The organism is Arthrobacter stackebrandtii, from assembly GCF_017876675.1.
Lineage (GTDB): Bacteria > Actinomycetota > Actinomycetes > Actinomycetales > Micrococcaceae > Specibacter > Specibacter stackebrandtii.
Window position 1 is genome coordinate 2642374 of sequence record NZ_JAGIOI010000001.1, and the last position, 25446, is coordinate 2667819.

Annotated in this window: 27 protein-coding genes; 15 read left to right on the top strand and 12 right to left on the bottom strand. The window is 65.5% G+C overall.

Annotated features, from left to right (window positions below; genetic code table 11):
- Positions 1-93: 93 nt before the first annotated feature.
- Entirely contained in the window at positions 94-723 is a 630-nt protein-coding gene (locus tag JOF48_RS11385; protein WP_245346498.1) for a malonic semialdehyde reductase, read from the bottom strand.
- A gap of 152 nt (positions 724-875) precedes the next feature.
- On the opposite strand from JOF48_RS11385, the gene JOF48_RS11390 reads away from it, so the two are divergent.
- Complete coding sequence (locus tag JOF48_RS11390) at positions 876-2162, top strand: ATP-binding protein (protein ID WP_209680777.1); 1287 nt, start codon at positions 876-878, stop codon at positions 2160-2162.
- Positions 2163-2180: 18 nt separating this feature from the next.
- On the opposite strand, the gene corA is transcribed toward JOF48_RS11390, so the two are convergent.
- Positions 2181-3176 carry a magnesium/cobalt transporter CorA gene (gene corA, locus JOF48_RS11395; protein ID WP_209680779.1) on the bottom strand — a complete coding sequence of 332 codons (996 nt, stop codon included), beginning with the start codon at positions 3174-3176 and terminating at the stop codon, positions 2181-2183.
- 59 nt (positions 3177-3235) lie between these two features.
- Positions 3236-3706, bottom strand: coding sequence for an Lrp/AsnC family transcriptional regulator (locus JOF48_RS11400; protein WP_209680781.1), 471 nt, complete (start codon positions 3704-3706; stop codon positions 3236-3238).
- Positions 3707-3846: 140 nt separating this feature from the next.
- Between JOF48_RS11400 and JOF48_RS11405 the strand changes: the two genes are divergently transcribed.
- A complete protein-coding gene (locus JOF48_RS11405) occupies positions 3847-5091 on the top strand; it encodes an MFS transporter (RefSeq protein ID WP_209680783.1) in 1245 nt (414 codons plus the stop codon).
- A 13-nt stretch (positions 5092-5104) separates the two neighbouring features.
- Here JOF48_RS11405 and JOF48_RS11410 read toward each other — a convergent pair whose 3' ends face one another.
- Both JOF48_RS11410 and JOF48_RS11415 read right to left on the bottom strand, forming a co-directional pair.
- Positions 5105-5620, bottom strand: a complete 516-nt coding sequence (locus tag JOF48_RS11410; RefSeq protein ID WP_209680785.1) for an Lrp/AsnC family transcriptional regulator — start codon at positions 5618-5620, stop codon at positions 5105-5107.
- Positions 5621-5785: 165 nt separating this feature from the next.
- Complete coding sequence (locus tag JOF48_RS11415) at positions 5786-6811, bottom strand: nitronate monooxygenase (protein ID WP_209680788.1); 1026 nt, start codon at positions 6809-6811, stop codon at positions 5786-5788.
- A gap of 17 nt (positions 6812-6828) precedes the next feature.
- Here JOF48_RS11415 and JOF48_RS11420 point away from each other — a divergent pair, with 17 nt between their 5' ends.
- On the top strand, positions 6829-7737 hold the full coding sequence (locus JOF48_RS11420; RefSeq protein WP_209680805.1) for an N-acetylglucosamine kinase: 909 nt from the start codon (positions 6829-6831) through the stop codon (positions 7735-7737).
- 13 nt (positions 7738-7750) lie between these two features.
- Here JOF48_RS11420 and JOF48_RS11425 read toward each other — a convergent pair whose 3' ends face one another.
- Positions 7751-8770 carry a LacI family DNA-binding transcriptional regulator gene (locus JOF48_RS11425; protein WP_245346499.1) on the bottom strand — a complete coding sequence of 340 codons (1020 nt, stop codon included), beginning with the start codon at positions 8768-8770 and terminating at the stop codon, positions 7751-7753.
- 217 nt (positions 8771-8987) lie between these two features.
- Between JOF48_RS11425 and JOF48_RS11430 the strand changes: the two genes are divergently transcribed.
- The 4 genes from JOF48_RS11430 (at position 8988) to JOF48_RS11445 (ending at position 14046) form a co-directional block, all read left to right on the top strand.
- Complete coding sequence (locus JOF48_RS11430; protein ID WP_245346500.1) at positions 8988-10898, top strand: glycoside hydrolase family 35 protein; 1911 nt, start codon at positions 8988-8990, stop codon at positions 10896-10898.
- A 22-nt stretch (positions 10899-10920) separates the two neighbouring features.
- On the top strand, positions 10921-11892 hold the full coding sequence (locus tag JOF48_RS11435) for a glycine betaine ABC transporter substrate-binding protein (protein WP_209680807.1): 972 nt from the start codon (positions 10921-10923) through the stop codon (positions 11890-11892).
- Positions 11893-11959: 67 nt separating this feature from the next.
- Positions 11960-13177: a pyridoxal phosphate-dependent aminotransferase gene (locus tag JOF48_RS11440; RefSeq protein ID WP_209680809.1), complete on the top strand. Its 1218-nt coding sequence runs from the start codon at positions 11960-11962 to the stop codon at positions 13175-13177.
- 14 nt (positions 13178-13191) lie between these two features.
- A complete protein-coding gene (locus tag JOF48_RS11445) occupies positions 13192-14046 on the top strand; it encodes a polyphosphate kinase 2 family protein (RefSeq protein WP_209680811.1) in 855 nt (284 codons plus the stop codon).
- A gap of 13 nt (positions 14047-14059) precedes the next feature.
- Here the strand turns inward: JOF48_RS11445 and JOF48_RS11450 are convergent, their stop codons facing one another.
- The 3 genes from JOF48_RS11450 to xseA are packed head-to-tail and all read right to left on the bottom strand — an operon-like array spanning position 14060 to position 16410.
- Positions 14060-14884, bottom strand: coding sequence for a CE1 family esterase (locus JOF48_RS11450; protein ID WP_209680814.1), 825 nt, complete (start codon positions 14882-14884; stop codon positions 14060-14062).
- Positions 14885-14896: 12 nt separating this feature from the next.
- Entirely contained in the window at positions 14897-15121 is a 225-nt protein-coding gene (locus tag JOF48_RS11455; RefSeq protein ID WP_209680816.1) for an exodeoxyribonuclease VII small subunit, read from the bottom strand.
- Positions 15122-15174: 53 nt separating this feature from the next.
- Positions 15175-16410: an exodeoxyribonuclease VII large subunit gene (gene xseA, locus JOF48_RS11460; RefSeq protein WP_209680818.1), complete on the bottom strand. Its 1236-nt coding sequence runs from the start codon at positions 16408-16410 to the stop codon at positions 15175-15177.
- A gap of 154 nt (positions 16411-16564) precedes the next feature.
- Here xseA and JOF48_RS11465 point away from each other — a divergent pair, with 154 nt between their 5' ends.
- Together JOF48_RS11465 and JOF48_RS11470 are read left to right on the top strand one after the other, a co-directional pair.
- Positions 16565-17398 carry a hypothetical protein gene (locus tag JOF48_RS11465; RefSeq protein WP_209680819.1) on the top strand — a complete coding sequence of 278 codons (834 nt, stop codon included), beginning with the start codon at positions 16565-16567 and terminating at the stop codon, positions 17396-17398.
- Positions 17399-17408: 10 nt separating this feature from the next.
- Complete coding sequence (locus JOF48_RS11470; protein ID WP_209680822.1) at positions 17409-18488, top strand: 4-hydroxy-3-methylbut-2-enyl diphosphate reductase; 1080 nt, start codon at positions 17409-17411, stop codon at positions 18486-18488.
- Between the two features lie 21 nt (positions 18489-18509).
- Here JOF48_RS11470 and JOF48_RS11475 read toward each other — a convergent pair whose 3' ends face one another.
- On the bottom strand, positions 18510-19703 hold the full coding sequence (locus tag JOF48_RS11475) for a DNA recombination protein RmuC (protein WP_209680824.1): 1194 nt from the start codon (positions 19701-19703) through the stop codon (positions 18510-18512).
- Positions 19704-19797: 94 nt separating this feature from the next.
- Here JOF48_RS11475 and ychF point away from each other — a divergent pair, with 94 nt between their 5' ends.
- On the top strand, positions 19798-20883 hold the full coding sequence (gene ychF / locus JOF48_RS11480; RefSeq protein ID WP_209680826.1) for a redox-regulated ATPase YchF: 1086 nt from the start codon (positions 19798-19800) through the stop codon (positions 20881-20883).
- A 195-nt stretch (positions 20884-21078) separates the two neighbouring features.
- Here the strand turns inward: ychF and JOF48_RS11485 are convergent, their stop codons facing one another.
- The gene (locus JOF48_RS11485) at positions 21079-22323 is read right to left on the bottom strand and encodes an MFS transporter (RefSeq protein ID WP_209680828.1); all 1245 of its coding nucleotides are present in this window, start codon (positions 22321-22323) and stop codon (positions 21079-21081) included.
- Positions 22324-22349: 26 nt separating this feature from the next.
- On the bottom strand, positions 22350-22916 hold the full coding sequence (locus JOF48_RS11490; RefSeq protein ID WP_209680830.1) for an RBBP9/YdeN family alpha/beta hydrolase: 567 nt from the start codon (positions 22914-22916) through the stop codon (positions 22350-22352).
- 60 nt (positions 22917-22976) lie between these two features.
- On the opposite strand from JOF48_RS11490, the gene JOF48_RS11495 reads away from it, so the two are divergent.
- The 5 genes from JOF48_RS11495 (at position 22977) to JOF48_RS11515 (ending at position 25411) form a co-directional block, all read left to right on the top strand.
- A complete protein-coding gene (locus tag JOF48_RS11495; RefSeq protein WP_209680832.1) occupies positions 22977-23327 on the top strand; it encodes a MerR family transcriptional regulator in 351 nt (116 codons plus the stop codon).
- A gap of 207 nt (positions 23328-23534) precedes the next feature.
- A complete protein-coding gene (locus JOF48_RS11500) occupies positions 23535-23816 on the top strand; it encodes a type II toxin-antitoxin system RelE/ParE family toxin (RefSeq protein WP_209680841.1) in 282 nt (93 codons plus the stop codon).
- Positions 23791-24111: a HigA family addiction module antitoxin gene (locus tag JOF48_RS11505; protein ID WP_209680843.1), complete on the top strand. Its 321-nt coding sequence runs from the start codon at positions 23791-23793 to the stop codon at positions 24109-24111. The genes JOF48_RS11500 and JOF48_RS11505 overlap by 26 nt, the downstream gene beginning before the upstream one ends.
- Positions 24108-24653: an AAA family ATPase gene (locus JOF48_RS11510; RefSeq protein ID WP_209680845.1), complete on the top strand. Its 546-nt coding sequence runs from the start codon at positions 24108-24110 to the stop codon at positions 24651-24653. Before JOF48_RS11505 ends, JOF48_RS11510 begins: the two co-directional genes overlap by 4 nt.
- A 398-nt stretch (positions 24654-25051) precedes the next feature.
- Positions 25052-25411, top strand: coding sequence for a GNAT family N-acetyltransferase (locus JOF48_RS11515; RefSeq protein ID WP_342591223.1), 360 nt, complete (start codon positions 25052-25054; stop codon positions 25409-25411).
- The last annotated feature ends 35 nt before the right edge of the window (positions 25412-25446 follow it).

A 25446-nucleotide genomic window follows, 5' to 3' on the forward strand; every position in this document is an offset into this window, starting at 1 on the left:
CCCCTGTGTGTCAGGGGGCGGTGCGCCCGGAACGGAGGTCGCGGCATGTTGCTGCCGCGCTACGTTTTGTTACGGCGGTTCGGTCCGGTAGGCCTACAGCGTTTCCGTGGCCAGCTCGAACGCCAGGCGGTGCAGGCGCTCGCGGTCAACCACGCCGTTGGGCTTGCCCAAGTTGACCACCAGGAAGGAGGAATTCGGCGTTCCTGCGTTGAACTCGGCGTCCAGGCCGGCAGCGTCGAACCCGGTCATGGGGCCGGCCGCCAGTCCGGCTGCACGGGCAGCCACAATAAAGTAGCCGGCCTGCAGGTGGGCGTTGGTCAGGGCCATGTGGTTGCGGGTTTCCTCGTTGGCCTCAAACATGGGAGCGGTGCCGGCCATGTGCGGTGCCGTGGTGGGCAGGAGCTGGTGCCACTCATTGGTGTAGCTCAGCACGGCAACCATGGGGGCGCCCAGGGTCTTGGCCTTGTTGCCCTCGTTCATGTGTGCCACCAGGCGTTCGCGGGCCTCGGCTGAACGCACCCAGGTGATGCGCAGCGGCTGGATGTTCATGGCGGTCGGGCCCATCTTTGTCAGCTCGTAGACGGCCTGGAGTGCCTGCTCCGAAACTTCCTCATCGGACCAGCTGTTGGCCGTGCGCGCTTCAAGGAAAAGCGCGTCTGCGGCGTCGCCGTCCAGGATGAGTTCGTCGTGCAGGGTGGTCTCGGTGTCGATGGCAATGCTCAATGGATCCAGCTTTCCTTGAAGAATGTGTTTCTCGTTGGTGCAAGCGTTCGGGCGGCGCGGTTTGTTTCCCGTTTTGCCATGAGCCGCGTCACAGTGCCATGATGCAAGCCAAGGCAACACAGGGCTGGCAACGCAAAGGAGCGTCACGGTACATGACTGCTTGGACTATTCGGGACTTTCATTCACAGGATGTCGAGGGCATCCTTGCCCTGTGGCAGGCGCTGCGTGAGAACGGGGTGGAGCCCGTCTATGACCTCGCCGAAGTTCTGGCCTCCTGCGAAAAGGACCACGCCGTGGTCGCCGTCCACGGCGAGCAGGTGGTGGGTGCAGCCGTTGGCCGCGCCGCACACGACCAGGGCTGGATCGTTTTCCTGGCCACCCTGCCCAGCTTCCGCGGGAGGGGGATCGGCACCCTCCTGTTGGCCGCCGTCGAAAACCGCATGGCCGCCCACGGGCTCAACAAGCTCTCCGCCCTGATGCCGGAAACGGAGACCCGGGTGGAGGCCTTCACCAACCGGGGCTTTGTGGTGAAGAAGAACCTGCGCTACTTTGAGCGCCGCATCCCCGTCCAGCGTGCCGAGCTCGGCGCCCTGGAAGAGCTCGGCGGCCGGGTGCTGCCGAGGGACCTGTGGGACAAGGTGGCCGGGATGGCTGCGGAGAAGGAACTGCTGGAGCGCCGGCTTGTCCTGCCGTTGGCCGAGTCTGAGCTGGCGGAGGAGTTTGGGGTGGTGCCGCCGCGCGCCGTCGTGCTTTTTGGACCTCCCGGCACCGGAAAGACCACCTTTGCCAAGGCCATCGCATCCCGCCTCGAATGGCCGTTTGTGGAGGTTTTCCCGTCGCGGCTGGCCGGTGAGCCGGGCGGACTGGCCGGTGCCCTGCGCCAAACGTTCCTGGACATTTCCGAGCTGGAGCACGCCGTGGTCTTCATCGACGAGGTGGAGGAAATTGCCTCGCAGCGTTCCGGCGAGCCGCCTTCGCCCATGCAGGGGGTCACGAACGAACTGCTCAAGATCATTCCCGCCTTCCGCGACCAGCCCGGCCGGCTGCTGGTCTGCGCCACGAACTTCATCCGCTCCCTGGACTCGGCGTTCCTGCGCCACGGCCGCTTCGACTATGTCATCCCCATCGGACTGCCCGATGTGCAGGCGCGCACGGCCATGTGGGAGCGCTTCATCCCCGCGCACCTGGTGGACGAGGTCGATGTGGAGCAGCTGGTGTCCGCCAGTGACGGCTTCTCGCCGGCGGACATTGAATTTGCGGCCCGCAGCGCCTCGCAGCGGGCCTTGGAGCGGGCCATGTTCGACGGCGCTTCACCCGCCGGCCGCCGTGGCCCTGCGACGGCGGGATACCTGGAAACCATCGCCGACACGAAGGCGACGGTGAGCCAGGAGGTCGCGGCGGACTTCCTTGAGGACATCGCCGCGCTCGCCAGGACCTGAGGCCGCCGGGCCGGACCGCTAGAGCCAGCCCTTGCGTTTGAACACGAAGTACATGGCCGCTCCCACCGAGAACATCAGGGCCAGGGCAAAGGGGTAGCCAAACGCCCAGTGCAGCTCCGGCATGATGTCAAAGTTCATGCCGTAGATTGAGCCCACGAATGACGGTGCGAACAGGATGGCCGCCCAGGACGAGATCTTCTTCATCTGCTCGTTCTCGGCGGCACTGGCCTCGTTCTGCCGGTTGGCGGTGAGCGTGCCGTCCACGGTCAGCGCGTTTTGCAACAACTGGCGGAAGGAATCCGCCCTGGCGGTGACCAGTTCAATGTGGTCCTCCACATCGCGCAGGTGGCGCTGCAGTTCAACATTGACCCGGTACTTTTCGAAACCTGCCTCGAGCCGGGCCAACATGTCCTTGAGCGGGTGGATGGCCCGCTGAAACTGGATGACCTCGCGGGAGAGCTGGTAGATGCGCCGGGACACGTGCGGGTCGCCGGCGAAAAGCTGGTCCTCGATTTCATCGATGTCATTTTCCAGGCCCGCCACCACCGGCTCATAGTCGTCCACCACCTGGTCGAGGATGGCGTACAGCACGGCCTCCGGGCCCAGCGCCAGCAGCTCCGGGTCCGCTTCCAGGCGGGTGCGGGTGGAGGAAAGGCCCGGGGTTTCTGCATGGCGGATGGTGATGACAAAGTCGGGACCGGTGAAGATGTGCAGTTCGCCAAATTCCACGGTCTCAGTCTCATCGAGGTATCTGGCGGGCCGAAGCACCGTGAAGAGGACGTCGTCGTACCTCTCCATCTTGGGCCGCTGGTGGGCAACGATGGTGTCCTCTACGGCCAGCTCGTGCAGAGAAAATTCGGCGGCCAGCGACTTCATCTCCGCGGGTCCCGGGCGGAACATGCCAATCCAGGCCATGCCGCGGCTGGATGCCATCAGCTCATAGGTCTGCTCCAGGCTGGCCGGGTCGGCGAAGCGCCGCCCGTCCACGTACACGGCGTTGTCAATGATGGTCACCAGCCCATTATGGGCCGACAGAGGCGTCCGGGTGCCCGGCGGCCGCCACCGGCGTGGCGTCAGCCGTGGCTCATGCCCGCCAACAGCGGTTCCAGTCGGTACGGAATGTGCTCGTGGAGTGCAAGGGAAGTCTCCGTGCGGACCACCCCCTTGATCCGCAGCAACTGGCGCAGGGCACCCTGAAGGTGGTGGACGTCGCGGGCCGCCAGCCGGCACCAGATGTCGCCGCGGCCGGAGATTTCGTACACCTCCAGGACCTGAGGTACCGCCCGCATGGCCGCAATGACGCCGTCCAGGTCCCGGTGGGTGACCTCGATGGTGATGAAGGCAACCACGTCGTAGCCGACGGCCGCGAGATCCACCTCCCTGCCGCCCTGGCGCAGGGCGCCGCTGCGGGACAGGCGCCGCAGGCGGGACTGGACGGTGTTGCGGGCCACTCCCAGGGAGTCCGCCAGTTCTCCAATTTGGGCCCGCGGGTCCTCGATCAGGGCAAGCAGCAGGCGTACGTCAAGGGGGTCCAAAATGCTCATACGGTTCACTCCGGAATCCAAGTTGCCATTGATATTGATCATTTTGATGCATTTTTACGAATGTTTTGAGTCAGGTGGTGATGCGTACTTCATTCTATAGATTGATTTGTCAATGAATGAGCCATGAAAGTGACGGTTGCGTGAGCGTCCTGCAAGAGCTGGCCATGCGCCCGGCGTCCGTGTCGCGGTTGTCGTGGAATGCATCCGTGGGCATGCGGCTGTTCCTGGCAGGAACCGTGATCTTCACGCTCCTTGTCGGTGCCAACCTCGCCACACCGTTGTATCCACTGCTGCAGGCGCGGATCGGTTTCGGCTCGATTGGTGTCACGGTGGCGTTTACCGGCTACGTCATCTCGCTCATTGGTGGACTTGTTCTCTTTGGCCACTGGTCCGACCATATCGGGCGGCGTGCCGCACTGGTGCTGGCCGTGGTGGTGGGGCTCGTTGGAGGGCTGGTGTTCGGCACGGCCGAATCACTGCCGATGCTGGTTGCCGGACGTGCCCTGCAGGGACTGGCGGTGGCCATTGGCACCGGCGCCAGCGCTGCGGCGCTACGCGAACTGATGCCCGGCCGGCCCGAGCTGGCGTCCAGGTTCACGCTGCTCTCATCCTCCGGCGGTGTTGCAATTGGGCCCGTGATGGGCGGCCTGCTTTCGCTCCTGCCGAACCACACCCTGGCCCCATTTGTCATCCACTCGGCGGTTCTGCTGGCGCTGCTGGTGCCGTTGCTGCTGCTCGACGCCCGCCCCGCCCTCAACCCGGCACCCTCCGGCCAGGGCCGAAACTACCTGCGCCCGCGCCTTCCTGCACTGGCCCGTTCGGCACGGGGCACGTTCTGGCTGGCAGCTGCCACCGGATTCGTCAGCTTTTCCGTCTTTGGCTTTTGCCTCTCGCTTGCTCCCGGCTACTTTGCCCAGGTCGTGCAGGTGGATTCACGGCCCTTGATCGGGCTGCTGGCCGCGGTCACCTTGGGTTGTTCGGCCCTGAGCCAGCTGGTTTCGATGCGTGGACGCCACCTGGTGCCGGCGGGGCTGTTGTTGCTGGGTGTTTCAGTGCTGCTGATCGCCGCCGCCGGGGCCTTGCAGTCCCCGGCCATGCTGGTGCTGGCGAGCATCAGCGCGGGGCTCGGGCAGGGCGCCGCCTTCCGCGTGGTGTTCAACGACGTTGCCGCCGCCGTTGAGCCGGCCCGGCACGCGCAGGTCATCTCAGCGGTCTACATTGTCACGTACCTGGGCAGCGCCGTCCCCGTCCTGGGACTGGGGATCGCCGTCAAGGTGTGGGGCCTGCAGGCATCTGTCACCGGATTTGCCCTGCCAATCGCCGTGGCGTGCACCGCCCTGGCCGTGGCCGCGCACCTGCGGAACCGCACCGCCGTCGAACGCTGACGGTACGGATTCACTAGTCCAAGGGGCCCGTGTGCCCCGGCATGTGCTTGAAAACCAAGGTTGTTTCGGTGTGTCCCACCACGGGGTCGGTGGTGAGGTTGTCCAGCACCCAGTCGCGCAGGGCGTCGGTGTCGCGGACGGCAATGTGCAGCAGGTAGTCCACGGAACCGGAGGTGTGGAAGGTGGAGAGCACCTCGGGCAGCTGCGGCACGCGCGCGGTGAAGGTGTCGATCTGGTCCCTGTCGTGGGCGCGCAGGCGCACAGCAATCAGCGCCTGCACCGCCCGGCCGATCGAGGCCAGGTTCAGCTTTGCCTCGAAGCCCTCAATGGCGCCGCGTTCCATCAGTGCCCGGGTTCGCATGAGGGCGGTGGAGGGGGCGATGCCCACGGCGTCCGCGAGGTCGCGGTTGGTGATGCGGGCGTCGGCCACGAGGGTGTCAATGATTTGGCGGTCGACGGCGTCCAATGGCTCGCCGTGTGCGTGGCCCGTGGTGGATTCGCGCCGAACATTCTTCGCCGATGCTGCCATGGTGTCCTCCCAAGACTTGGAATGCCTGCGTCCGGATCCGGGCAAGGGGCATGCGTTAGTTCGCCATTCTAGCAAAAATCCGAATTTCCGGACAGTGCTGTACGGGTCGGGGAAGTCCGGCGTGCGGTCCGGGCGCGGCCGGTGGGCGGCATCCGCGGCCGGGCCCTACATCTCCTGCAGGAAACCTTCCACGACCGAAGCCGCCGGACCGGTGCGGGCGGAGCGCCACCCGGTTCCGGCCCACAAGTTCAGCATCTCCCGGTCCTGCGCAGTGGATGCGGCGGCCCGCAGGGGAGCGGTCAGGAAGTGGACCTCCGGGTATGCGGCGGGAGCCGCGGCGGTGTGGTTGCGGACAAAGGAGTTGATGAGCGCACGGGCCGGCTTGCCGGTGAACGCGCGCGTCATGGCGGTTTCCGTGTACGCGGGATCGCCCAGTGCATCCTTGTGCAGGGCCCGGGCGCCACTTTCATCCGTGCGGATCAGGGCCGTGCCGATCGCGACGGCCACGGCGCCGGCGGACAGCGCCTCCCTCGCCCCGGCTGGGCCGGACACGCCCCCGGCGCCCACCAGCGGCAGCGTCACCTCGGCCCGGACGGCAGCCACAAGGTCGGGAAGTGTTGCGAAGCCGCCGTCCGCAGGCAGGAACGCAGCTGTGTGGCCGCCGGCGCCGGCATGCTGGACCACAAGCGCATCAACACCGGTCGCCGCGGCGGCCAAGGCCTCGGCCACACCGGTCACGGAGGCCAGCACCCTGCTGCCGGCCCGCTGCAGCTGGGCTACAACGGCAGCCGGGGCGAGCCCAAACGTGAAGCTGACCACCGGAACGGGGTCCTCAAGCAGCAAGTCGAGCTTTTCAGCCCAATAATCCTGCACCCGGGGGTCGTCCTGCTCCAGTTCCACCTCCGGAACCGCGGCCCCGTGGACGGCCGCGTCGGCCGCCAGCTCGGCACGGTAGCGGGCCAGGCCGGCTGCCTGCCCCGGAGCCAGCGGCTCCTTGCGCGGTACAAACAGGTTGACCCCAAAGTCCTTCCCGGCGGCGCGCAGCGGCGCAATGTGGGCGGCCAGCTGTCCCGCGGTCTTGTATCCGCCTGCCGCGAAGGCAAAGGCGCCGGCTCCCTGGGCCGCAAGGGCGAGCTCCGCCGTCGTGGTTCCACCGGCCATGGGTGCCGCTATCAAGGGAGAAGTGAACATGGCATTAGTCTAGAGCCGTGGACAACATCACCCTGAAAACCCTGCCCGCCCGCTTCGTGGGACTCGACATTGGCGGCTCCAAGACCCGCGGCATCGTTTGGACGGACGGCGCCGTGAGCTCCGACGCCAGCGTGGGAAGCACCAATGTGCAGAACGTGAGTGCGCAAACTGCCCGCGACAACATGGCCGAGCTTTTCTCGCTGCTGGACGTTGCAGGCGCCACGGATGTCCTGGCAGGGGCCGGCGGCGTTGACACGGACGACGACGCCGCCGCCCTTGCCGGGCTCATCTCACCTTTTGTGCCGGGAGCCCGGGTGCGGGTGGTCCATGACACCCGCCTGCTGCTCGCCGCTGCCGGGGCTTCCTCCGGTGTGGCGGTCATCGCCGGGACCGGCTCCGCGGCATGGGGCATGAACGCCGAAGGAAAGCAGGCCCGCGCCGGAGGTTGGGGCTACCTGCTGGGCGACGAGGGCAGCGGCTACTGGCTGGTGCGTGAGGCTGTCCGGCACAGCCTGCGGCGGATGGACTCGGGGCAGGCGGTGGACGCGTTGACGGCCGGCCTGCTGGGCTACTGCGGGCTGGAGTCCCCGCAACAGTTGATCGCACATTTTCACATGGGCACCACACGGCGGTACTGGGCGGCCGGCTCGCCTGTGGTGTTTGCCGCGGCGCGGGAGGGCCACAGCGAGGCGCTGGCCCTGGTGGAGCAGGCGGCCTCCGACCTCGCGGACATGGCGGCCAAGGTGGCCGGACAGCTGGGCGTTGCCGGTCCGATTGTGCTGGGCAGCGGCCTGGGCAGCAACGTGCCCGAGCTGCAGGAAGCGTTCACCGGGCAGTTGGCGCGGCGCGGTTTCGAGGATGTGCACATCCTCCGCCAGGACCCGATCTTTGGCATTCCGCTGATCGTGGCCGAGCCGGCACCCTAGCCCCCCGCCCGGCTCAGCGGACCGGCGGCGGGGCCGTGCTGCCGCGGACCACGAGTGTTGGTGTGACAAGGTCCGGCGGGCTGGAGATCTTGGGGTTGGCAATCATGGCCACCAGCCGCTGCACCGCGCGGCGTCCCGTGTCCTCGAATGACTGCCGGACAGTGGTCAGCGGGGGATTGGAATATGCGGCCAGGTCGATGTCATCGATGCCCACCACCGACACATCCTCCGGCACGCGGCGGCCCAGTTCCGTCAGGGCGCGCAGCACGCCGAACGCCATTTCGTCGCTGGCCACAAAAATGGCCGTGACCTCGGGATTGCGGCCCAGCACCAGCCCGTTGTGGTAGCCGGACTCCGGGCTCCAGTCGCCATGCAGTTCCGGCGGCACGTCGCGCCTGTTTTCCTGAAGGGTGCGCCGCCAGCTGTCCCGGCGGCTCGCGGCGTCGGACCAGTCGGCCGGGCCCGCCACGTGCCATACAGTCTCGTGCCCCAGGTCCAGCAGGTGCTGGGTGGCCAGCACCGCTGAGATGTCCTGGTCCACGCCCACGAGCTCGTCGCCCCAGGCGACCGAGCCGTCGGTGTTGATCGTGGGGATGCGGGCGGTCAGCTTCTTGATCTGCCCGCCGGCTTCCAGCAGCGGTGCCGACAGGATGATGCCGTCCACGCCTTGGAAAACTAGCCGGCTTACGGCGTCAACCAGCGACTCCGTGCTCAGCGAGGACGTCACCGAGTTCACGGTGTAGCCCGCCTCCCGTGCACCTCGTTCGATCCCCAGCGCCAACGACGAGCGTGAATAGTTGTTGGTGGCCAGGGTCAGCAGGCCCAGGGTTCTGGAACGGCCTGTCACCAGTGCCCGCGCCGTGTAATTGCGTCGGTAGCCGAGCCTTTCCACGGCCGACATGACGCGTTGGCGCGTGCTGTCCTGGACATTGGGGTGGTCATTGAGCACACGTGAAACTGTCTGGGCTGAAACGCCGGCTGCGTTGGCGACATCCCGCATGGCAGGTCCACGGGCGTATTGCGAGTCAGGCATTTGTTTCCTTGTCCTCGAGGTGTGAAAAAAGCCGCGAGGTGCTGGCGCGGCATGGTGTGATTCCCACTATAAGCCTCTCCATGTTTGCTTGTAACATGCTGTGAATATTCTGCGTAATGATGGTTCGCTTTCCCCGAAAGCGGGCGTTGGCGTTAGTGTGTTATCCATAACAGAATGTCTTTCAACACTCACCCCAAAACCAGCGCCAGGAGATTCATTGTCCACGTCCGCCACCCTGCCCGGGCAGCACGCTGCCGGCACCGTGTCTTCCACCCCGGAGACGGTGCAGTCCGTTTCGCAGAATGCGCCCGTGGCGCCCGCAGCATTGAGCTATGCGGACCGCCAGCTTTTTAAGAACGGGAACCAGCACCGCATCATTGCCGGCGCCATCCACTACTTCCGGGTCCACCCGGAGCAGTGGCAGGACCGCATCGACCGGCTCGTGGCGTTGGGAGTGAACACGCTGGACACCTACGTTGCCTGGAACTTCCACCAGCCGCACCAGGACACTGCCCCCGACTTCACCGGCTGGCGCGACCTGGGCCGCTTCATCACCCTTGCAGGAGACGCCGGCCTGGACGTCATTGTGCGGCCCGGCCCGTACATCTGCGCCGAATGGGACAACGGCGGCTTCCCGTCATGGGCCACCTCCAACCCGGACATGGTGCTGCGGTCCTCCGACCCCTTGTTCACCGCCGCCATTGAGAAGTGGTTTGACCACCTCATCCCCGTGATCGAGCCGCTGCAGGCCCGCCACGGCGGACCCGTCATTGCCGTCCAGATCGAGAACGAATACGGCAGCTACGGCGACGACAAGGAATACCTGCGCTGGAACCGGACGGCGCTGCAGGAGCGGGGCATCACCGAAATGCTGTTCACGGCCGACGGCGGAACAGACTATTTCCTGGACGGCGGCTCCCTGCCCGACACCTGGGCAACGGCAACGCTCGGTTCCCGCGGGCCGGAAGGCGATGAGGTCTGGGAACGCCGGCGCCCGGGGGAGCCGTTCTTCACGGTCGAGTTCTGGAACGGCTGGTTTGACCACTGGGGCGAGGAACACCACACCCGCAGCGCCGTCGAGGCCAGCGATGAAGCCCGCAAGATCCTTGATGTGGGCGGCTCCATCTGCCTGTACATGGCCCACGGCGGCACCAACTTCGGCCTGACGTCGGGTTGCAACCATGACGGCACCATCCAGCCGACCGTCACCAGCTACGACTCCGACGCCCCGATCGCCGAGGACGGGCGCCTGACGGAGAAGTTCCACGCCATGCGGAACGCATTCTTTGCAGCGGATGGCCGGGAACCGTCGGCCATCCCCGCACACCTGGCTGCCCCGGCTCCCGTGCTCCCTGCGGCCAGCGTGGCACTCGCGCAGGGCACCGCGCTGCTCGACGTTGTCCGTGCAGCCGAGCCCGTGTCCAGCATCAAGCCCCTGTCCTTCGAACAGCTGGGCCTGGACCGCGGACTGGTCCACTACAGCGCCAAGGCCGTGCTGCCCGCCGGTGAGGCAACCATCCGGATCCGCGGCCTGCACGACCGCGCCCTCGTCTGGGTCGACGGTGAGTTTGCCGGCATCCTCAACGACGGCACCGGCGCGGACGGCCTCAAGCTGGCCGGCCCCGGCGGCATGGCGCGGCTGGAAATCCTGGTGGAAAACCAGGGCCGCATCAACTACGGCCCCCGCTTCGGCGAAGGCAAGGGCATTCTCGACGGTGTGCTCATCAACCAGCGCTACGTCTTCCACTGGGAGCAGCGCCCCGTCAACCTGGAACTGCCGCTGGACCAGCTGCTCACCCTCGGTGCCGGGGATGCCCCCGCCGGGGCGGCACCGGGTGAAAAGCACGCGGGCTTCTTCTCCGGTTCCTTCGAGGTTGACGCCCCGGCGGACACCTACCTTGCGCTTCCCGGATTTGGCAAGGGATTTGTCTGGCTCAACGGATTCCTGCTGGGAAGGCACTGGGAAATCGGCCCGCAGCTGACCCTATATGTCCCGGCACCGCTGCTGCAGGAGGGCCGCAATACCCTCACCGTGCTGGAACTGGAACGTGGGGGAACCCACGCGGAGCTGCGCCGGGAACCCGAGCTGGGCGTCGGCGGGGTAACGTATGTGGAGGATTTGGGTTAAACAGGCAGGATACGAGGAGTGGGTGGCGGTGCGTCGTAAGGTCATGGCCGCGCTCTGCGCCGCCGCCCTCCTGCTGGCCACGGCCTGCACCCCCACCCCCATCACCACCGTTCCCAGCGCATCCCAGTCGCTGAACCGGGCGCCGCTCACGGTTGCCCTTCCCGAGGTGCCCGACGACGTCAACCCCGCCGAGAGCGCCCTGCTGGCCAACGTGTACGCGGCCGCCCTGAATGCGGCCGGGCTCCACACCGTGGTGGCCGACAGTCCCTCCCCGGCAGGAACCATGATCTCCGGCCTCGAGGCGGGGGACCACGACATTGTCCCGGCCTACTCCCGGTTGGCGCTGTCGGAGCTGTCCCCGGAAGCGGCTGCTGATCCGGCGGCAGATTCCAGCAAGGTCCTGGCGGAGCTGAAGGCCGCACTGCCGGACGGTGTCATGGAATTGGACCCCACCAAGGTGGAGGACCAGGATGCCTTGGTGGTCACCGCCGTTACGGCGGAGAAATACCAGCTCAAGACCATCACGGACCTGGCCCGGGTCTGCGGGCAGCTGACGTTGGGTGGCTCAGCCCAATTCAAGGCCAAGGAGAACGGCCTGCCCGCCCTGGAACGCGACTACAAATGCGTGCCCGGGGGATACAAGCAGCTCAAGGCGGTCCTGGACACTAGAAGCGACGGAGTCGTGTGGGCGCTGCTGCGCGACGACATCCAGGTCGCGGACATCCACGCCTCCTCCCCGGCCATCGTGGACAACGCACTGGTGGTCCTCAGCGATCCGCTGAACATTTTTCCCGTCCAGGCCATCGTCCCGCTGGTGGCGGGGAACAAGGTGGGCGCAGACGCGCAGGATGTCCTGAACAAGGTCAGCGCGGCGCTGACCACGGAGGAACTGGCCAACCTCAACCGCCTGGCGCAGGACCGTCAGGACGGCAACTTTGCCGAGGTTGCCCAGGCCTGGCTGGTGCAAAAAGGTCTGGTCAAGGCCAGTTCTTAGCCATTGGCCTGCTCCCGCCGGGCATGGGCGGCCGCAAACGGTGTCCCGCATGTGCCATATTTGGTAAATGGCAGAATTCAAGCAGTCCACCAAGCTCCACAACGTCCTCTACGACATCCGCGGGCCGCTCCTTCAGCGGGCCCAGCAGATGGAGTCCGAGGGGCACCGCATCCTCAAACTCAACATCGGCAACCCCGCCCCCTTCGGCTTTGAGGCCCCGGACGCCATCCTTGTGGACATGATCCGCCACCTTCCCCATGCCCAGGGATACACAGACTCCCGCGGCATCTTCTCTGCCCGCACCGCCGTGGTGCAGTACTACCAGACGCGCGGCATCCACAACATCCATGTGGACGACGTCTACCTGGGCAACGGCGTCAGCGAGTTGATCACGCTCTCCCTCATGGCCCTGCTGGACAACGGCGACGAAGTCCTTGTCCCCACCCCTGACTACCCGCTGTGGACCGCCTCCGTCAGCCTGGCCGGCGGGCGCCCCGTGCATTACCTGTGCGATGAGGACAACGAGTGGTGGCCGGACCTGGAGGACCTCGCAGCCAAGATCACGCCCAGGACCAAGGGCCTGGTTATCATCAACCCCAACAACCCCACGGGTGCTGTCTACCCGGCACACATTGTCCAGGGCATGGTGGACCTGGCCCGCAAGCACAACCTTGTGGTGTTCTCGGATGAGATCTACGAAAAGATCCTCTATGACGACGCCGTGCACATCAACACCGCCACCGTCACGGGCGATGACGTGCTGTGCATGACCTTCAGCGGCTTGTCCAAGGCGTACCGCATTTGTGGCTACCGCTCCGGCTGGCTGGCCATTTCCGGGCCCAAGGCCGCAGCCGCCGACTACCTTGAGGGCATTAACCTGCTGGCCAACATGCGCCTGTGCGCCAACGCGCCGGGACAGCACGCCATCCAGACGGCGCTGGGAGGGCACCAAAGCATCGAGGATCTCATCCTGCCCGGCGGCCGTCTCCGCGAACAGCGCGATCTCGCCTACCGCATGCTCAACGACATTCCAGGTGTCAGCACCAACCAGGCCAAGGGCGCCCTGTACCTCTTCCCCAAGCTGGACCCGGAGGTGTACCCGATCAAGAGCGATGAACAGTTCGCCCTGGACCTGCTGGAATCGCAAAAGATCCTGATCTCCCACGGCACGGCCTTCAACTGGATCCGGCCGGACCACTTCCGCCTCGTCACCCTGCCCAACGTCAAGGACATGGAAGAGGCGATCGGACGCATCGGGGAGTTCCTGAGCACGTACAAACCCTAGGGAAAGGCTTCACCATGTCACTGCCCATTGGATTCACCGCCCACCCAAGCGAACTGCTGCGCGTCGAGCCGGGGTTCACCCTGGCCGGCACCCCCACGGATGCGGCCCCCGGCTATTCCGGGAAGAAGGACGACGGCGCCGCAACCCTCGCCGAGCGGGCGCCTGTCCTGGCCCAGCTGCAGGAACAGCTATTCGCTGAAAGCCGCTTCGAAGGAAAGAAGTCGGTCCTGTTGATCCTGCAGGCCATGGACACGGCAGGCAAGGGCGGGATAGTGGGCCGCGTGGTGGGTGCGGTTGACCCACAGGGCGTGAAGATGAAGTCGTTCAAGGCCCCCACGGAGGAGGAAAAGGCGCACGACTTCCTGTGGCGGGTGCGCCCGGCCGCCCCGGAGCCGGGCATGCTGGGCGTCTTTGACAGGTCCCACTACGAGGACGTGCTGATCCACCGGGTCCACGGCTGGGCGGACGAGGCGGAACTGGAGCGGCGCTACGCCGCCATCAACGCCTTTGAGCAGGAACTGGTGGATGCGGGCACCACTATCGTGAAGGTCATGCTCAACGTTGGCCGGGACGAGCAGCTGGAGCGGCTGGGCGCCCGCCTGCACGATCCCACCAAGTACTGGAAGTACAACCCGGGCGACCTTGACGAGCGGGCCCACTGGCCGGCCTACATGGACGCCTACCAGCGGGTCTTTGACAAAACCAGCACGGACACTGCCCCCTGGCACGTGGTTCCGGCGGACAAGAAATGGTACGCCCGCATGGCCGTCCAGGAACTGCTCATCAAGGCCATGGGGGAACTGAACCTGCAGTGGCCCGCCGGGGACTACGACCTGGCGGTGGAGCGTGCCCGGCTAAAGGACGCCTGAGCCCGCCTGGCGGTCACAACCGCCAGAATTCGGCCATGGCTTCGGGGACGCTGACGTCCTGTGTTGTCCGGCCGGCAAGAAAGATGGCCTTGCGGTTGCGGTTGGGCACCACGTGTCCACCGCCCGCCACGGTGAACAGCCAGACTCGTTCCCGGCCCTCCTGCTCAAATGCTGTCAGCGTGACGGAGGTGCGCCCGCTTTCGCGCCGGTGGGGCAGCACGGTGACGGTGGGTGCCGCCGTGATGTTGTTGCGGGCGGCGAAGTACTGGGCGGTTTCCAGGGCGGAGGGCCCGCGTTTCCTGCCAATCAGCGAGCCAAGCCAGCCTTCACCGCCATACGGCACCACCATGTCGTGGGTTCCGTGGACCAGCAGGCCGGGCATGGGCCGGTGCAAGTCAACAAAGTGCATGTCCGCTGGGCGGGGCAGCGTGGCACCGATGATGGCTGCGCCGTCAAAGCTGTCCGGAATTTCATGGATGAGGCGTATCAACAGCTGTCCGCCGTTGGAAAAGCCAGCGATATAGACGGGCCGTCTGCCATGGCGGGAACGGAAGTCCCGTGAAAGGACAGCCATGAAGGCAACGTCGTCCGCGGCCGCGTCGGTGGGCCTGTTGTGGTTCCACAGCTTCTTGACGCCGTCCGGATAAACCACCACCGCCCCGAAGTCCCTTGCAAGGCTGTCGAAGCTGTGGCCGCTGAAGGCGCGGACTGAGCGGCCCGTCTGGCTCGATCCGTGCAGCACGATGACCAAGGCGGAGGGTGCCCCACCTTCCGGAAGGTGGGGGTCGAGCTGCAGATAGGACCGCTGCCGGCCCCCGACAGCGGCCTGGCGCCTCATGTCCGGACCGGACTATTCCGGAGCGTTGGCGGCACGGGCGGCGTCGAGCCGGGCCTTGGCGCCTTCGAGCCATTCCTCACAGCGCTTGGCCAGCGCCTCGCCGCGCTCCCACAGCGCCAGGGAGTCCTCAAGGCTGGACGAGCCGGCCTCCAACTGGTTGACCACATTCATCAACTGTTCACGGGCCTGCTCGTAGCTCAGGGCGGCGATGTCGTTCGGTGTCTCTGTCTGGCTCATGCTGGTTCCTTTGCTGGGGCGCCGGGCGCCCGGTTGGGTGGAAGCGGTGGGGGCTAGTTTCCGGTGGCGGTGAAGTCGCCTGCCGCGACGCGGATCCGCAGGGCGGTTCCGGGCGCCACCTGGACGGGGTCGCGGACGATGGCGCGGTCCTCAAGTTGGACCACGGCGTAGCCGCGGTCCAGGGTTTTTTGCGGTGACAGGGCACGGACCTGGGCACGCAGATGGGCCAACTGGTCCACATGCCGGCTCACCTGGGCGCGCACCGCGGTGAGTGCGCGTCCGCCCAGGGAGGCTACGTCGTCGTACTTGGCGGTGAGCATCAGGTGCGGGTTGGCCATGACGGGGCGTGAGCGCAGGTAGCTTAGGCGCTCCGCCTCCCGCTCCAGCAGCCCTTCGATACGGCGGTTGAGCTGTGCACGGGCCTGGGCCACGCGGCGCAGCTCCTCGCTGACGTCCGGGACAATCCGCTTGGCGGCGTCGGTGGGCGTGGAAGCGCGGAGGTCCGCCACCTCGTCCAGCAGGGGCCTGTCCGCCTCGTGGCCGATGGCGCTGACGACGGGTGTTTTGGCGGCGGACACGGCCCGGACCAGGGATTCGTGGCTGAACGGCAACAGGTCCTCCAGGGAGCCGCCGCCGCGGGCGATCACGATGACGTCCACGGCGGGGTCGGCGTCGAGTTCGGCCAGGGCACCGATGACGGAGGATACGGCGTTGACGCCCTGCACAGCCACCTCGCGCACCTCGAATTCAACGGCAGGCCAGCGCAAGGCGGCGTTTTGCAGCACGTCCTTCATGGCATCGGAATTGCGGCCCGTAATCAGCCCGATCCTGTGCGGCAGCAGGGGCAGCGGCTTCTTGCGGCGCGGGTCAAAGAGGCCCTCGGCGGCCAGGGCCTGGCGCAGCTGCTCGATGCGGGCAAGGAGGTCGCCCAGGCCCACGGGGCGGATGTCCTGGCCCTGCATGGACAGGCGCCCGGTCTTGAGCCAAAAATCGGGCTTGAGCTGGGCCACCACGCGGGAGCCGCGCTCCAGCGGGGCCTCGAGCCGGTTCAGCACCGAGCCCCACAGGGTGACGCTCAGGGACACCTCGGCATCAACATCCCGCAGTGTCAGGTAGCTGACATTGGCGCGCTTGTTCAGCTCGATGACCTGGGCCTCCACCCACGCCGGCGGCGCCTTCTCAATGTGCGCCTTGAGTTTTTGGCTCAGCAGGGCCAGCGGCCAGGGGTTGTCGGGGGAGGTCTCTGCGGCCGTGGCTGCAATGACCTTGCGCTCCGGTGTTTCCGCCATCGTCACATCATCGCCCTTCGTGGTTGGTGGTTCGCAGTGCCGCGCCACCTGGAAATAACTCTAGCTTCACGCACCGACACCCGGGCACGGCCGTCCACAGGCATGCACTAGTGTGGGAAACCATTGTCGGGTTGAATGTGGATTTGGGTTATTGATGCGCACAGTACTATCTGCTCTTTTGGTCATTGCCGCACTGCTGGCGGCCGCCGTGGCAGGCCCGGCCATGTGGCTGCAGCGCAACGTTGTGGACGAGGCCGGCTTCACGGCCTTTGCCGGCCCGCTGGGCAGCAACAAGGAGTTCCAGGAGGCCGCCTCGGCGCTGCTGGCCGCGGAGGCGACGTCGGCGCTGAACCTGCCGGCGGGGCTCAACGAGCTGGCCGGTGCCGTCATCGACGACGCCGCCCGCGGCCTCTACACCGATCCTGGCTATCCCGCCGCGTGGACTGAGACCCTCCGCCGCAGCCACAACCTCACCTTTGAGGCCGCGGGAAATACCGAAGTGGCAGGCGACGTCGTCCTCGACGTGGAGCCGTTGGTGGGCCTGATCGCGGCCAGTGTCGGCAGCAACCTGGGCATCACCGTGCCGCTGCCGGCCGAACTCGTCATCCGCATGGACGAGGCGAAGGTCGCCGCACTCCTGCCGGCCCTGACCAAGGTGGGCGGATGGGGCAGCTGGTTGGCGGGTGCCGCCGTCGTGCTTCTTGCCCTTGGCATCCTGGTGGCCCGGCGGCGGGGCACCGCCCTGGTGCTGTCTGGCGCGGGCCTGGCGGTTGTCGCCCTGGTGTGGCTGCTGGGCTCCGGCTGGGTGCAGTCCGCACTGGGCAGCCTGGTGGCGGGGCCGCCCATGGCGCAGCAGATCGGTGTTGAGCTGGGGGCGCTGGCCCGCGACAGCTGGCAGTCCGGCATCAACATGACGTTCCTGGCCGCAGCCCTGCTGGCCGTCCTGGGTGTGCTGGCTCTCATAGTGAAGCGCGGACGCACCACGTAGGATGGTGGGTATGAGCACCACTGCCGTTTCCTTGTCCATGCCCGCCGTTCCGCGTCGACGCAGGTCGCCCGAAGAGGTTGCCGCGGCAGCCCCGGTGACCGGACCCAAGCGCGTCCTGCTGGCCGCACCCCGCGGCTACTGCGCCGGTGTTGACCGGGCGGTCATCGCCGTGGAAAAGGCATTGGAGCACTACGGCGCACCCGTCTACGTGCGCAAGCAGATCGTCCACAACGTGCACGTGGTGTCCTCCCTCGAGGAACGCGGTGCCATCTTTGTCGAGGAAAATGAAGAGGTCCCCGAAGGCGCACTCGTGGTGTTTTCCGCCCACGGCGTCTCCCCGGCCGTCGTGCAGTCGGCAGCCGACCGCGGCCTGCGGACCATTGACGCCACCTGCCCGCTGGTGACCAAGGTGCACAAGGAAGCCGTCCGCTTTTCCAGGGAAGACAAGCACATCCTGCTCATCGGCCACGAGGGCCACGAGGAAGTGGAAGGCACCTACGGCGAAGCGCCCGAAAGCACCACGATCGTGAACAACCCGGCCGAGGCCCGCACCGTCCAGGTTGAGGATCCGGACAACCTGATCTGGCTGTCCCAGACCACGCTGTCCGTCGATGAGGCCATGGAGATTGTGGAGATCCTGCGTCAGCGGTTCCCCAAGCTGCAGGACCCGCCCAGCGACGACATCTGCTACGCCACCACCAACCGCCAGGGCGCCATCAAGGAGATTGCCCCGCAGGCGGACCTGGTCATTGTGGTGGGTTCGGCCAACTCCTCGAACTCCGTGCGGCTCGTGGAGGTGGCGCTGGAATACGGGGCCAAGGCTTCCCACCGCGTCGACTTTGCCAACGAGATCGACGAGGCCTGGTTTGAAGGCGTGGCCTCCGTCGGGGTCACGAGCGGTGCCTCCGTTCCCGAAATCCTGGTCCAGGACGTGCTGCGCCTGCTGGCCGACTACGGCTACGCTGACGTGGCGGAAGTGGTCACCGCCCAGGAAGACATCCTGTTCTCCCTGCCCAAGGAACTGCGCGCCACCATGAAGGCCGCCGGCGACCCCGACTACAAGGGCGTCAAGAGCTCCAACCTGCGCTAAGGAACGACGGCGGCACGCGCCTTAGCTTGCCGCGTCAAACTCCGGTGCCGTGAGAACCCGCGGAACGGCTTCCACCGGGACCGGGGACTCCAAGGTCTTGGGGTCCAGTGCATTCAGCTTGCGGGCAGTTGGCAGCACCCTGGCTTCGAGCGTGCCCACCAGCTTGTTGTAGCGGTCAACACTGGTTTTCAGCGACACCCCCACCGCCGAGACGGCCTCGCCCATGGTGCCCAGCCGGGTATAGAGCTGGGCCGAGAGTTCAAAGAGTTCCTTGGCACTTTCCGTCAGGACATCCTGGCGCCAGCTGAAGGCGACGGACTTCAGGATGGCCAGCAGTGAAATGGGCGACGCCAGGACCACATTCTTGCCCATGGCATAGTCCAGCAGTCCCGGGTCTGCCATGAGGGCCGAGGAGAGAATGGATTCCACCGGCACAAAGCAGATGACCAGCTCGGGGGAGTTGAGGGCTGACGTCCAGTACTGCTTCGCCGACAACGCATCTATGTGGGCCTTGACCGCCTTGGCGTGCCGCGCCAAATGGTGCGCGGAGGCACTGCCGCTTGCGCCGCCGTCGGCCGTGGCATCAGCATCATGGGCGTCAAGGAACGCAGCGAGCGGCACCTTCGCATCCAGGACCAGTTCCTTGCCGCCCGGGAGACGGACCACCATGTCGGGTCGGTGGACGCCGTCGTCGGTGACGGCGTGGACCTGCTCATTGAAATCCACGTGGGGGAGCAGCCCTGCGGCCTCCACCACGCGGCGCAGCTGGACCTCGCCCCACTTGCCGCGGGCACTGTTGGACCGCAACGCGGATGCCAGCGATGAGGTGGTGGCCAGGAGGCGGGCGTCGGCGTCCTTGGCCTCGCGCAGCTGCTCGGCCAGCTGGCCGTACTGTTCGACGCGGTCGCGCTCGAGCAGGGCAACCTGGCGCTGGACGGCGTTCAGTTTCTCCGCCACCGGGCCCAGCGCGGCGAGGACGTTGTGGTCCGAGCCCTGCTGTGCGGACAGCGCATGGTTCTGCGTGCTGAGCAGCCGGCGCTCGGCGTCCGCCGCCGCGAACTCCGCGTTCAGGGCCGACGCTCGCTCGTGGGCGGCATCCGCCTCCTCGTTTGCCCCGCGCAGCCTTGCCAGCAGCACCCACGCCACCGCAGCTGCGCCCAGCACAACACCCACGACCAACATCAATATGGCTACCAGCCACCCAATTCCGTTCATGGAACCACCTTCCCACGAGGGTCTGACATTCCTGGCGCGGCGGCAAATGGGGCCAACAAGCACAAACCCCCGCCAAACGGTAGAATCACATACCGTGGCTCTTACTATTGGCATCGTCGGACTGCCCAACGTCGGCAAATCAACCCTTTTCAACGCACTGACCCGCAACAACGTGCTCGCAGCGAACTACCCGTTCGCCACGATCGAGCCCAACGTTGGCGTCGTCAGCCTGCCCGATCCCCGCCTGGCACAGCTGGCTGAGATCTTCGGATCCCAGCGCCTGCTGCCCGCCGTGGTCTCCTTCGTGGACATCGCCGGCATCGTCAAGGGCGCCTCGGAAGGTGAGGGCCTGGGCAACAAGTTCCTCGCCAACATCCGTGAGGCCGAGGCGATCGCCCAGGTCATCCGCGTGTTTGACGACCCCGATGTTGTCCACGTTGACGGCAAGGTTGACCCCAGCTCCGACATGGAGACCATCAACACTGAGCTGATTCTCGCAGACATGCAGACCATCGAGAAAGCGATCCCGCGCGTCGAAAAGGCCGTCAAGCTCAAGCAGCGCGAAGCCGCTGAGCTCAACGCCATCAAGGCGGCCCAGGCTGTCCTTGAACGCGGCGACACCATCTTCTCCTCCATCAAGAGCGACAAGCTGGAGATGGAACACCTGAAGGAGCTTGGCCTGCTCACGGCCAAGCCGTTCATCTATGTTTTCAACGTCGACGACGCCGTCCTCGGCAACCCCGAGCGCCAGGAAGAGCTACGCGCACTGGTTGCCCCGGCCGACGCCATCTTCCTGGATGCCAAGCTGGAATCGGACCTTGTTGAGCTCGATGAGGACGAGGCCCGCGAGATGCTGGAAATGAGCGGGCAGGAAGAATCCGGCCTTGACCAGCTCGCCCGCGTCGGCTTCCACACGCTCGGCCTGCAGACCTACCTGACAGCCGGTCCCAAGGAGGCCCGCGCCTGGACCATCCACCAGGGCGACACTGCCCCCCAGGCTGCCGGTGTCATCCACACTGACTTCCAGCGCGGCTTCATCAAGGCCGAAGTTGTCCACTTCGACGACCTCATGGAGGCCGGCTCCATGCACGAGGCGAAGGCCAAAGGCAAGGTACGCATCGAAGGCAAAGAATATGTCATGCACGACGGCGACGTGGTTGAATTCCGCTTTAATGTATAGTCGCGTTCCGCTTTAACATCTGACATTACGAACGAAGCGCTCCCTGGATTCGGAATCCGGGGAGCGCTTCGTCGTGCATGCATATCGAGTCTGACTGCGCCTACTACTGTTCACCCGCCTCTTTCGCTATCGCTCGCCGAACGACTCCGCCTCGGATCAAGATTGGTCAGGTGATCGCCATCGGGGTCCCACCGATCATCGACACGCTCCGGTGCTGACATTTGGCGACACCGGAAGATCCAGTAGTTCCGCCTCCTCGGCATCGGCCGGGTCGTTCGAGGACACGCCTGTGAAGCGACGGCGACTCAAGAGCACGACCTGTCCGATCAAGAGCGCTCCGAGCGCGCTGAAGGCAGCGGCTGCAAGGGTAACTGCGCGTACTCCGAATCCGAGAGCGATGACCTGGCCGCCCGCCCAGGATCCGAGCGCTGCACCAAGGGCGAATGCGGCCATGTTGACCGTCAGGGACAGGGTCGGAGCGTCTGCAGCAATGGTGAGGATCCGGACCTGGAGCCCAGGGATCAGAGCGAACGTCGCCACGGAGAACAGTACGAGGAGTACTGCACTTCCTACTGTGGACGGAGCAGCGAACCAGTACAGGACGCACACCGCGGCCAGCGTCCACGAGAGCCAGACAACGGTGGCTTCTACGGAGTGGTTGGCGCATCGGCCGCCGATGAAGTTGCCGACGATCGAGCCGACACCGTATGCAAGGAGTACTGCAGGGACCCACATGGCGGGGAGGCCCCCGATGTCGGTGAGCAGCGGCACCATGTAAGTGATCAGGGAGAACATGCCACCCGAGCACAGAACCGTGGCGAATACCGTGCCGATGACTTGCCACTTCGCGACGGCTCGCAGCTCGTGTCTGACCGGGGTCCGCTCCGTGGCCTTGCCGTCGTCGGGAATCGCAATCAGGATCAGCACGGACGTGATCAGAGCGAGCACGGCGACGCTTCCGAACGTGGCTCGCCAATCGATCTGCTGCGCTACGAGCGTGCCGAAGGGAACCCCGAGCACTGTCGCCAGGTTCACGCCGAGCTGGGTGCCGGCTACGGCTGAGCCCTTCTTTCTCCCATCGGCCATGTTGCCCGCGGTTACGACGCACACGGCCATGAAGGTGCCTTGGGTGACGGCGGTAATCATGCGACCGAGTAGCAGCAGCACGAACGTCGGCGCGAGGGCGCACGTGATGTTGCCCGCGACCGACACGAGTAGTAGCAGGACGAGTAGGCGCTTGCGGCGGACACGAGTGGTGATGGCTGTGACGATCGGGCCTCCGATCACCACTGTGAGTGCGTAGACCGTGACCAGCAGGCCCGCGGTGGGGATGGTCACCAACAGGTCGTGGGAGAGTTCGCCGAGCATCCCGCTGGGTGAGAGCTCGGCAGTGCCGACGCAGAAGATGCCGAGGATGAGTACGGCCATCCGGAAATACATGGATGTCCTTTCGAGCCTCAACGGGTTCAGGGAATGATGGCGTCGTACGCGGCGGGCAGTGTGCTGTGGCCATCGGTGGCGAGGAAGTGCCCCGCGCCTGGGACTACCAGTGCCCTGGCCTCGAGAAGGGCAGCCAGTCGATCTGTGTGGGGTGGCGGTACGAGGGGGTCGTCATCGGAGCGAATCACGATGATCTCGTCGATGTGTCCGCGCAATCTGGTCACATCGCAACCGACGCCGATGAACTCGTCCAGTTCCGGAAGTGCCGGAAGCAGGTCGAGGAACCCTGAGACCAGGACCAGACGTCCCAGCCTCCACGCTCCGGAGAGGGACGCCAGGTGCCGCAGTACGGCGAGGCAGCCGAGGCTGTGCGCAATCAGCGCCGTACTCTTGTCTGTCTCGCCCACCGCAGCACGAACGGTGTCCTGCCACCGCGGCGCATCGGGAGTGAGGGAGTCAGGCAGCTTGGGGACGGCAGCCCGCATGTTGGCGCGGTCGAACTCTTTGGCGAGCCAGCCGAACCAGTGATCCCCCGGGGTGGCCGCGTAGCCGTGGAAGATATAAGCGTTCTGGAGCGTTGCTGAAGTAGTCATGAAAGAAAACGTATGACCTGACGCTAGCGTGAAGGTCAAATCCTGAAGTAGGAGACAGCTGTGCAGATTGGCGAACTCGCCAGCAAGACTGGAGCCAGTCCCCGTGCGTTGCGCCATTACGAGGAGCGAGGGCTCATCGTCCCTGAGCGCACTAGCGGAGGCTACCGTGCCTACTCGCAAGACGACATCGTTCGCGTTGCACAGATTAAGACCATGATCGACGCTGGCCTGACCACTGCGTCCATCAAGCGCTACATCGCCTGTGCCCGCGACGGAGACCACGGCACCTGGCTCGAACTGTGCCCGAATCTCCGCGCCGAGCTAGCCTCAGTTGCTGAATGCCTCGACGCCAAGCAGGCTGAGCTGTCTGAGCGGAAGCTACGACTTCACGCTCTCGCGTCTGTGGGCTGAGGAGCATCGAGTGCCTCAGGCAGCTAGCGGGCTTGGAAACGCCCCAGTTCTTCGCGTACGAGCGATCCAGATGGCTGAGCCTGAATGAGAATGGGACTGTTGCCGACTCTGTGCATGGTGCTTCCACAGGTTGGTATGTACCGGAACTCGGTCGAGTTTCGGTTTAACGTCTAGCGTTATTGACGGTGTCCGTTATAGACTGGTCGCGTGATCAGATCGTTCGGCAGCAAGGACACCGAGCGCATCTGGCATGAGCAGTACGTCAAGCGCGTTGACCGGACGGTGCAGCGGGCGGCCTTGCGGAAGCTCGAGCTGATCCATGCGGCGCAGGATGTCGAAGACCTCAGGGTCCCGCCGGGCAACCGCCTGGAGCGGCTGGTGGGTAATCGACGCGGGCAGCACAGCATCCGCGTGAACGCGCAATGGCGTCTCTGCTTCGTCTGGAGAGAGGGAGGTGCGGACAATGTCGAATTCGTCGACTACCACTGAGGCCGGCCTGATCGAGCCGATCCACCCGGGAGAGATCCTGATGGAGGATTTCATTGAGGGCTTCGGGATCACGCAGAACAAGCTTGCCGTGTCCATCGGTGTGCCGCCGCGCCGGGTCAACGAGATTGTGCACGGCAAGCGGGGGATCACCGCAGACACGGCGATCCGTCTGGCGCGCTATTTCGGGACCTCCGAGGAGTTCTGGATGAACCTGCAGTCGAACTACGAGCTGCGGCTCGAGCGCCGTGCACTGCGCGACAAGGTTGCCGCGATCACGCCGTTGCAGGTCGCATGACCTCTGGGGTGACCGGCTCTGAGAGTTCTCGTCTGATCATCATCCGCGGGAACTCGGGCAGCGGGAAGTCGCATTTGGCGCAGGCGATCCGAGCTGCGCGTCCGCGCGGCGTGGCGATCATCGGCCATGACGTGCTTCGGCGAGAGATCCTCCACGTTCGCGATCATCCGGGTGCGTTGAGCGTGCCGTACATCGATCTGTCGGCGCGGTTCGCGCTCGACAACGGTCTCGACGTCGTGATCGAAGGCATCCTGCATTCCGAGAGCTATGGCGAGATGCTCGCTCAGCTGCGAAAAGATCATGCTGGTCTGACTCGCTGCTACTGCTATGAACTCGACCTCGACGAGACGCTCGAACGGCATCGAACGAAGGCATTGGCCGATGAGGTGTCGGAGGCCGATGTCGCGTCCTGGTACCGCAGTGCGGACCGGGTCCCCGCCCTGGATGAGTCAGTATTCGATGCCACAGTCAGCGCTGCTGACGCTCTGCAGCGGGTCCTCGTGGACGCGGGGTGGGGCGAGACGCCCGACATCGGTTCATGACTGACGCTTGTGCTGCCCTTCCCCTACATGGTGCGGTCGAGCCGAACTACATCACAGGTTGCTCTGTACCGGAATTAGGTGGAGTTTCGGTTTAACGTCTAAAAGCGCTGGTCAAGCGCGGTTTTCAGAGAATGGCGTCGGTCTCGTGCTGTTCCGGTTCAAGGCCTCAACTCACGAGTAGGACGCACTCTAGGATTGAGACAGACGGCCGACATTGACGACGTTGTACCCCGCTGAACGACGAAGAGGTGCAGATGGAAGCGCGACCTATCGATCCGACTCAGGCCATGGCTGTGCAACGCATCATGGAGTCCAACGCTGAGTAATCGCGTCGCGTTGAAGGAGCTGCGCCGAAGCCAACCGCTGCTGACGAAGCACTGTCCGCCCTCCCGCCTGGCGTGCCGGTCTCGCAGAAGATCGATCTCGGACTGTGGGACGGGCAAGAGCTCGTCGCCGTTGCTGACGTGATCATTGGATGGCCCGCCGAATCTGTTGCTCATATCGGCCTGCTGATGACGGACAGTGCTTGTCAAGGTGCGGGCCTCGGCCGGCTGATCCATGAGGCTGTGATCGAACTGGCGCGTCGGGTGCCGAGCATCCATACGCTCCGGCTGTCGATCGTGGAGACGAACGCCGATCTGGTCGCGCCGTTCTGGACGAAGATCGGTTACGAGCACACAGGGGAAGCGGTCCCGTACATTTCGGGCAGTGTGGAGTCGGTTGCTCGAATCTGGACGCGGTCGGTGGCCGCCGCATAGATGTTCCGCAAGTGACGAAACTCGGTGGAGTTTAG

Coding starts and splice junctions, on each gene's coding strand:
- JOF48_RS11490 (WP_209680830.1), bottom strand. CDS start 22,916: ATGACTACTTCAGCAACGCTCCAGAACGCTTATATCTTCCACGGCTAC.
- JOF48_RS11440 (WP_209680809.1), top strand. CDS start 11,960: ATGGCAGAATTCAAGCAGTCCACCAAGCTCCACAACGTCCTCTACGAC.
- xseA (WP_209680818.1), bottom strand. CDS start 16,410: ATGGCGGAAACACCGGAGCGCAAGGTCATTGCAGCCACGGCCGCAGAG.
- JOF48_RS11475 (WP_209680824.1), bottom strand. CDS start 19,703: ATGAACGGAATTGGGTGGCTGGTAGCCATATTGATGTTGGTCGTGGGT.
- JOF48_RS11455 (WP_209680816.1), bottom strand. CDS start 15,121: ATGAGCCAGACAGAGACACCGAACGACATCGCCGCCCTGAGCTACGAG.
- JOF48_RS11390 (WP_209680777.1), top strand. CDS start 876: ATGACTGCTTGGACTATTCGGGACTTTCATTCACAGGATGTCGAGGGC.
- JOF48_RS11400 (WP_209680781.1), bottom strand. CDS start 3,706: ATGAGCATTTTGGACCCCCTTGACGTACGCCTGCTGCTTGCCCTGATC.
- JOF48_RS11425 (WP_245346499.1), bottom strand. CDS start 8,770: ATGCCTGACTCGCAATACGCCCGTGGACCTGCCATGCGGGATGTCGCC.
- JOF48_RS11485 (WP_209680828.1), bottom strand. CDS start 22,323: ATGTATTTCCGGATGGCCGTACTCATCCTCGGCATCTTCTGCGTCGGC.
- JOF48_RS11450 (WP_209680814.1), bottom strand. CDS start 14,884: ATGAGGCGCCAGGCCGCTGTCGGGGGCCGGCAGCGGTCCTATCTGCAG.
- JOF48_RS11465 (WP_209680819.1), top strand. CDS start 16,565: ATGCGCACAGTACTATCTGCTCTTTTGGTCATTGCCGCACTGCTGGCG.
- JOF48_RS11505 (WP_209680843.1), top strand. CDS start 23,791: ATGTCGAATTCGTCGACTACCACTGAGGCCGGCCTGATCGAGCCGATC.
- JOF48_RS11410 (WP_209680785.1), bottom strand. CDS start 5,620: ATGGCAGCATCGGCGAAGAATGTTCGGCGCGAATCCACCACGGGCCAC.
- JOF48_RS11445 (WP_209680811.1), top strand. CDS start 13,192: ATGTCACTGCCCATTGGATTCACCGCCCACCCAAGCGAACTGCTGCGC.
- JOF48_RS11470 (WP_209680822.1), top strand. CDS start 17,409: ATGAGCACCACTGCCGTTTCCTTGTCCATGCCCGCCGTTCCGCGTCGA.
- JOF48_RS11415 (WP_209680788.1), bottom strand. CDS start 6,811: ATGTTCACTTCTCCCTTGATAGCGGCACCCATGGCCGGTGGAACCACG.
- JOF48_RS11510 (WP_209680845.1), top strand. CDS start 24,108: ATGACCTCTGGGGTGACCGGCTCTGAGAGTTCTCGTCTGATCATCATC.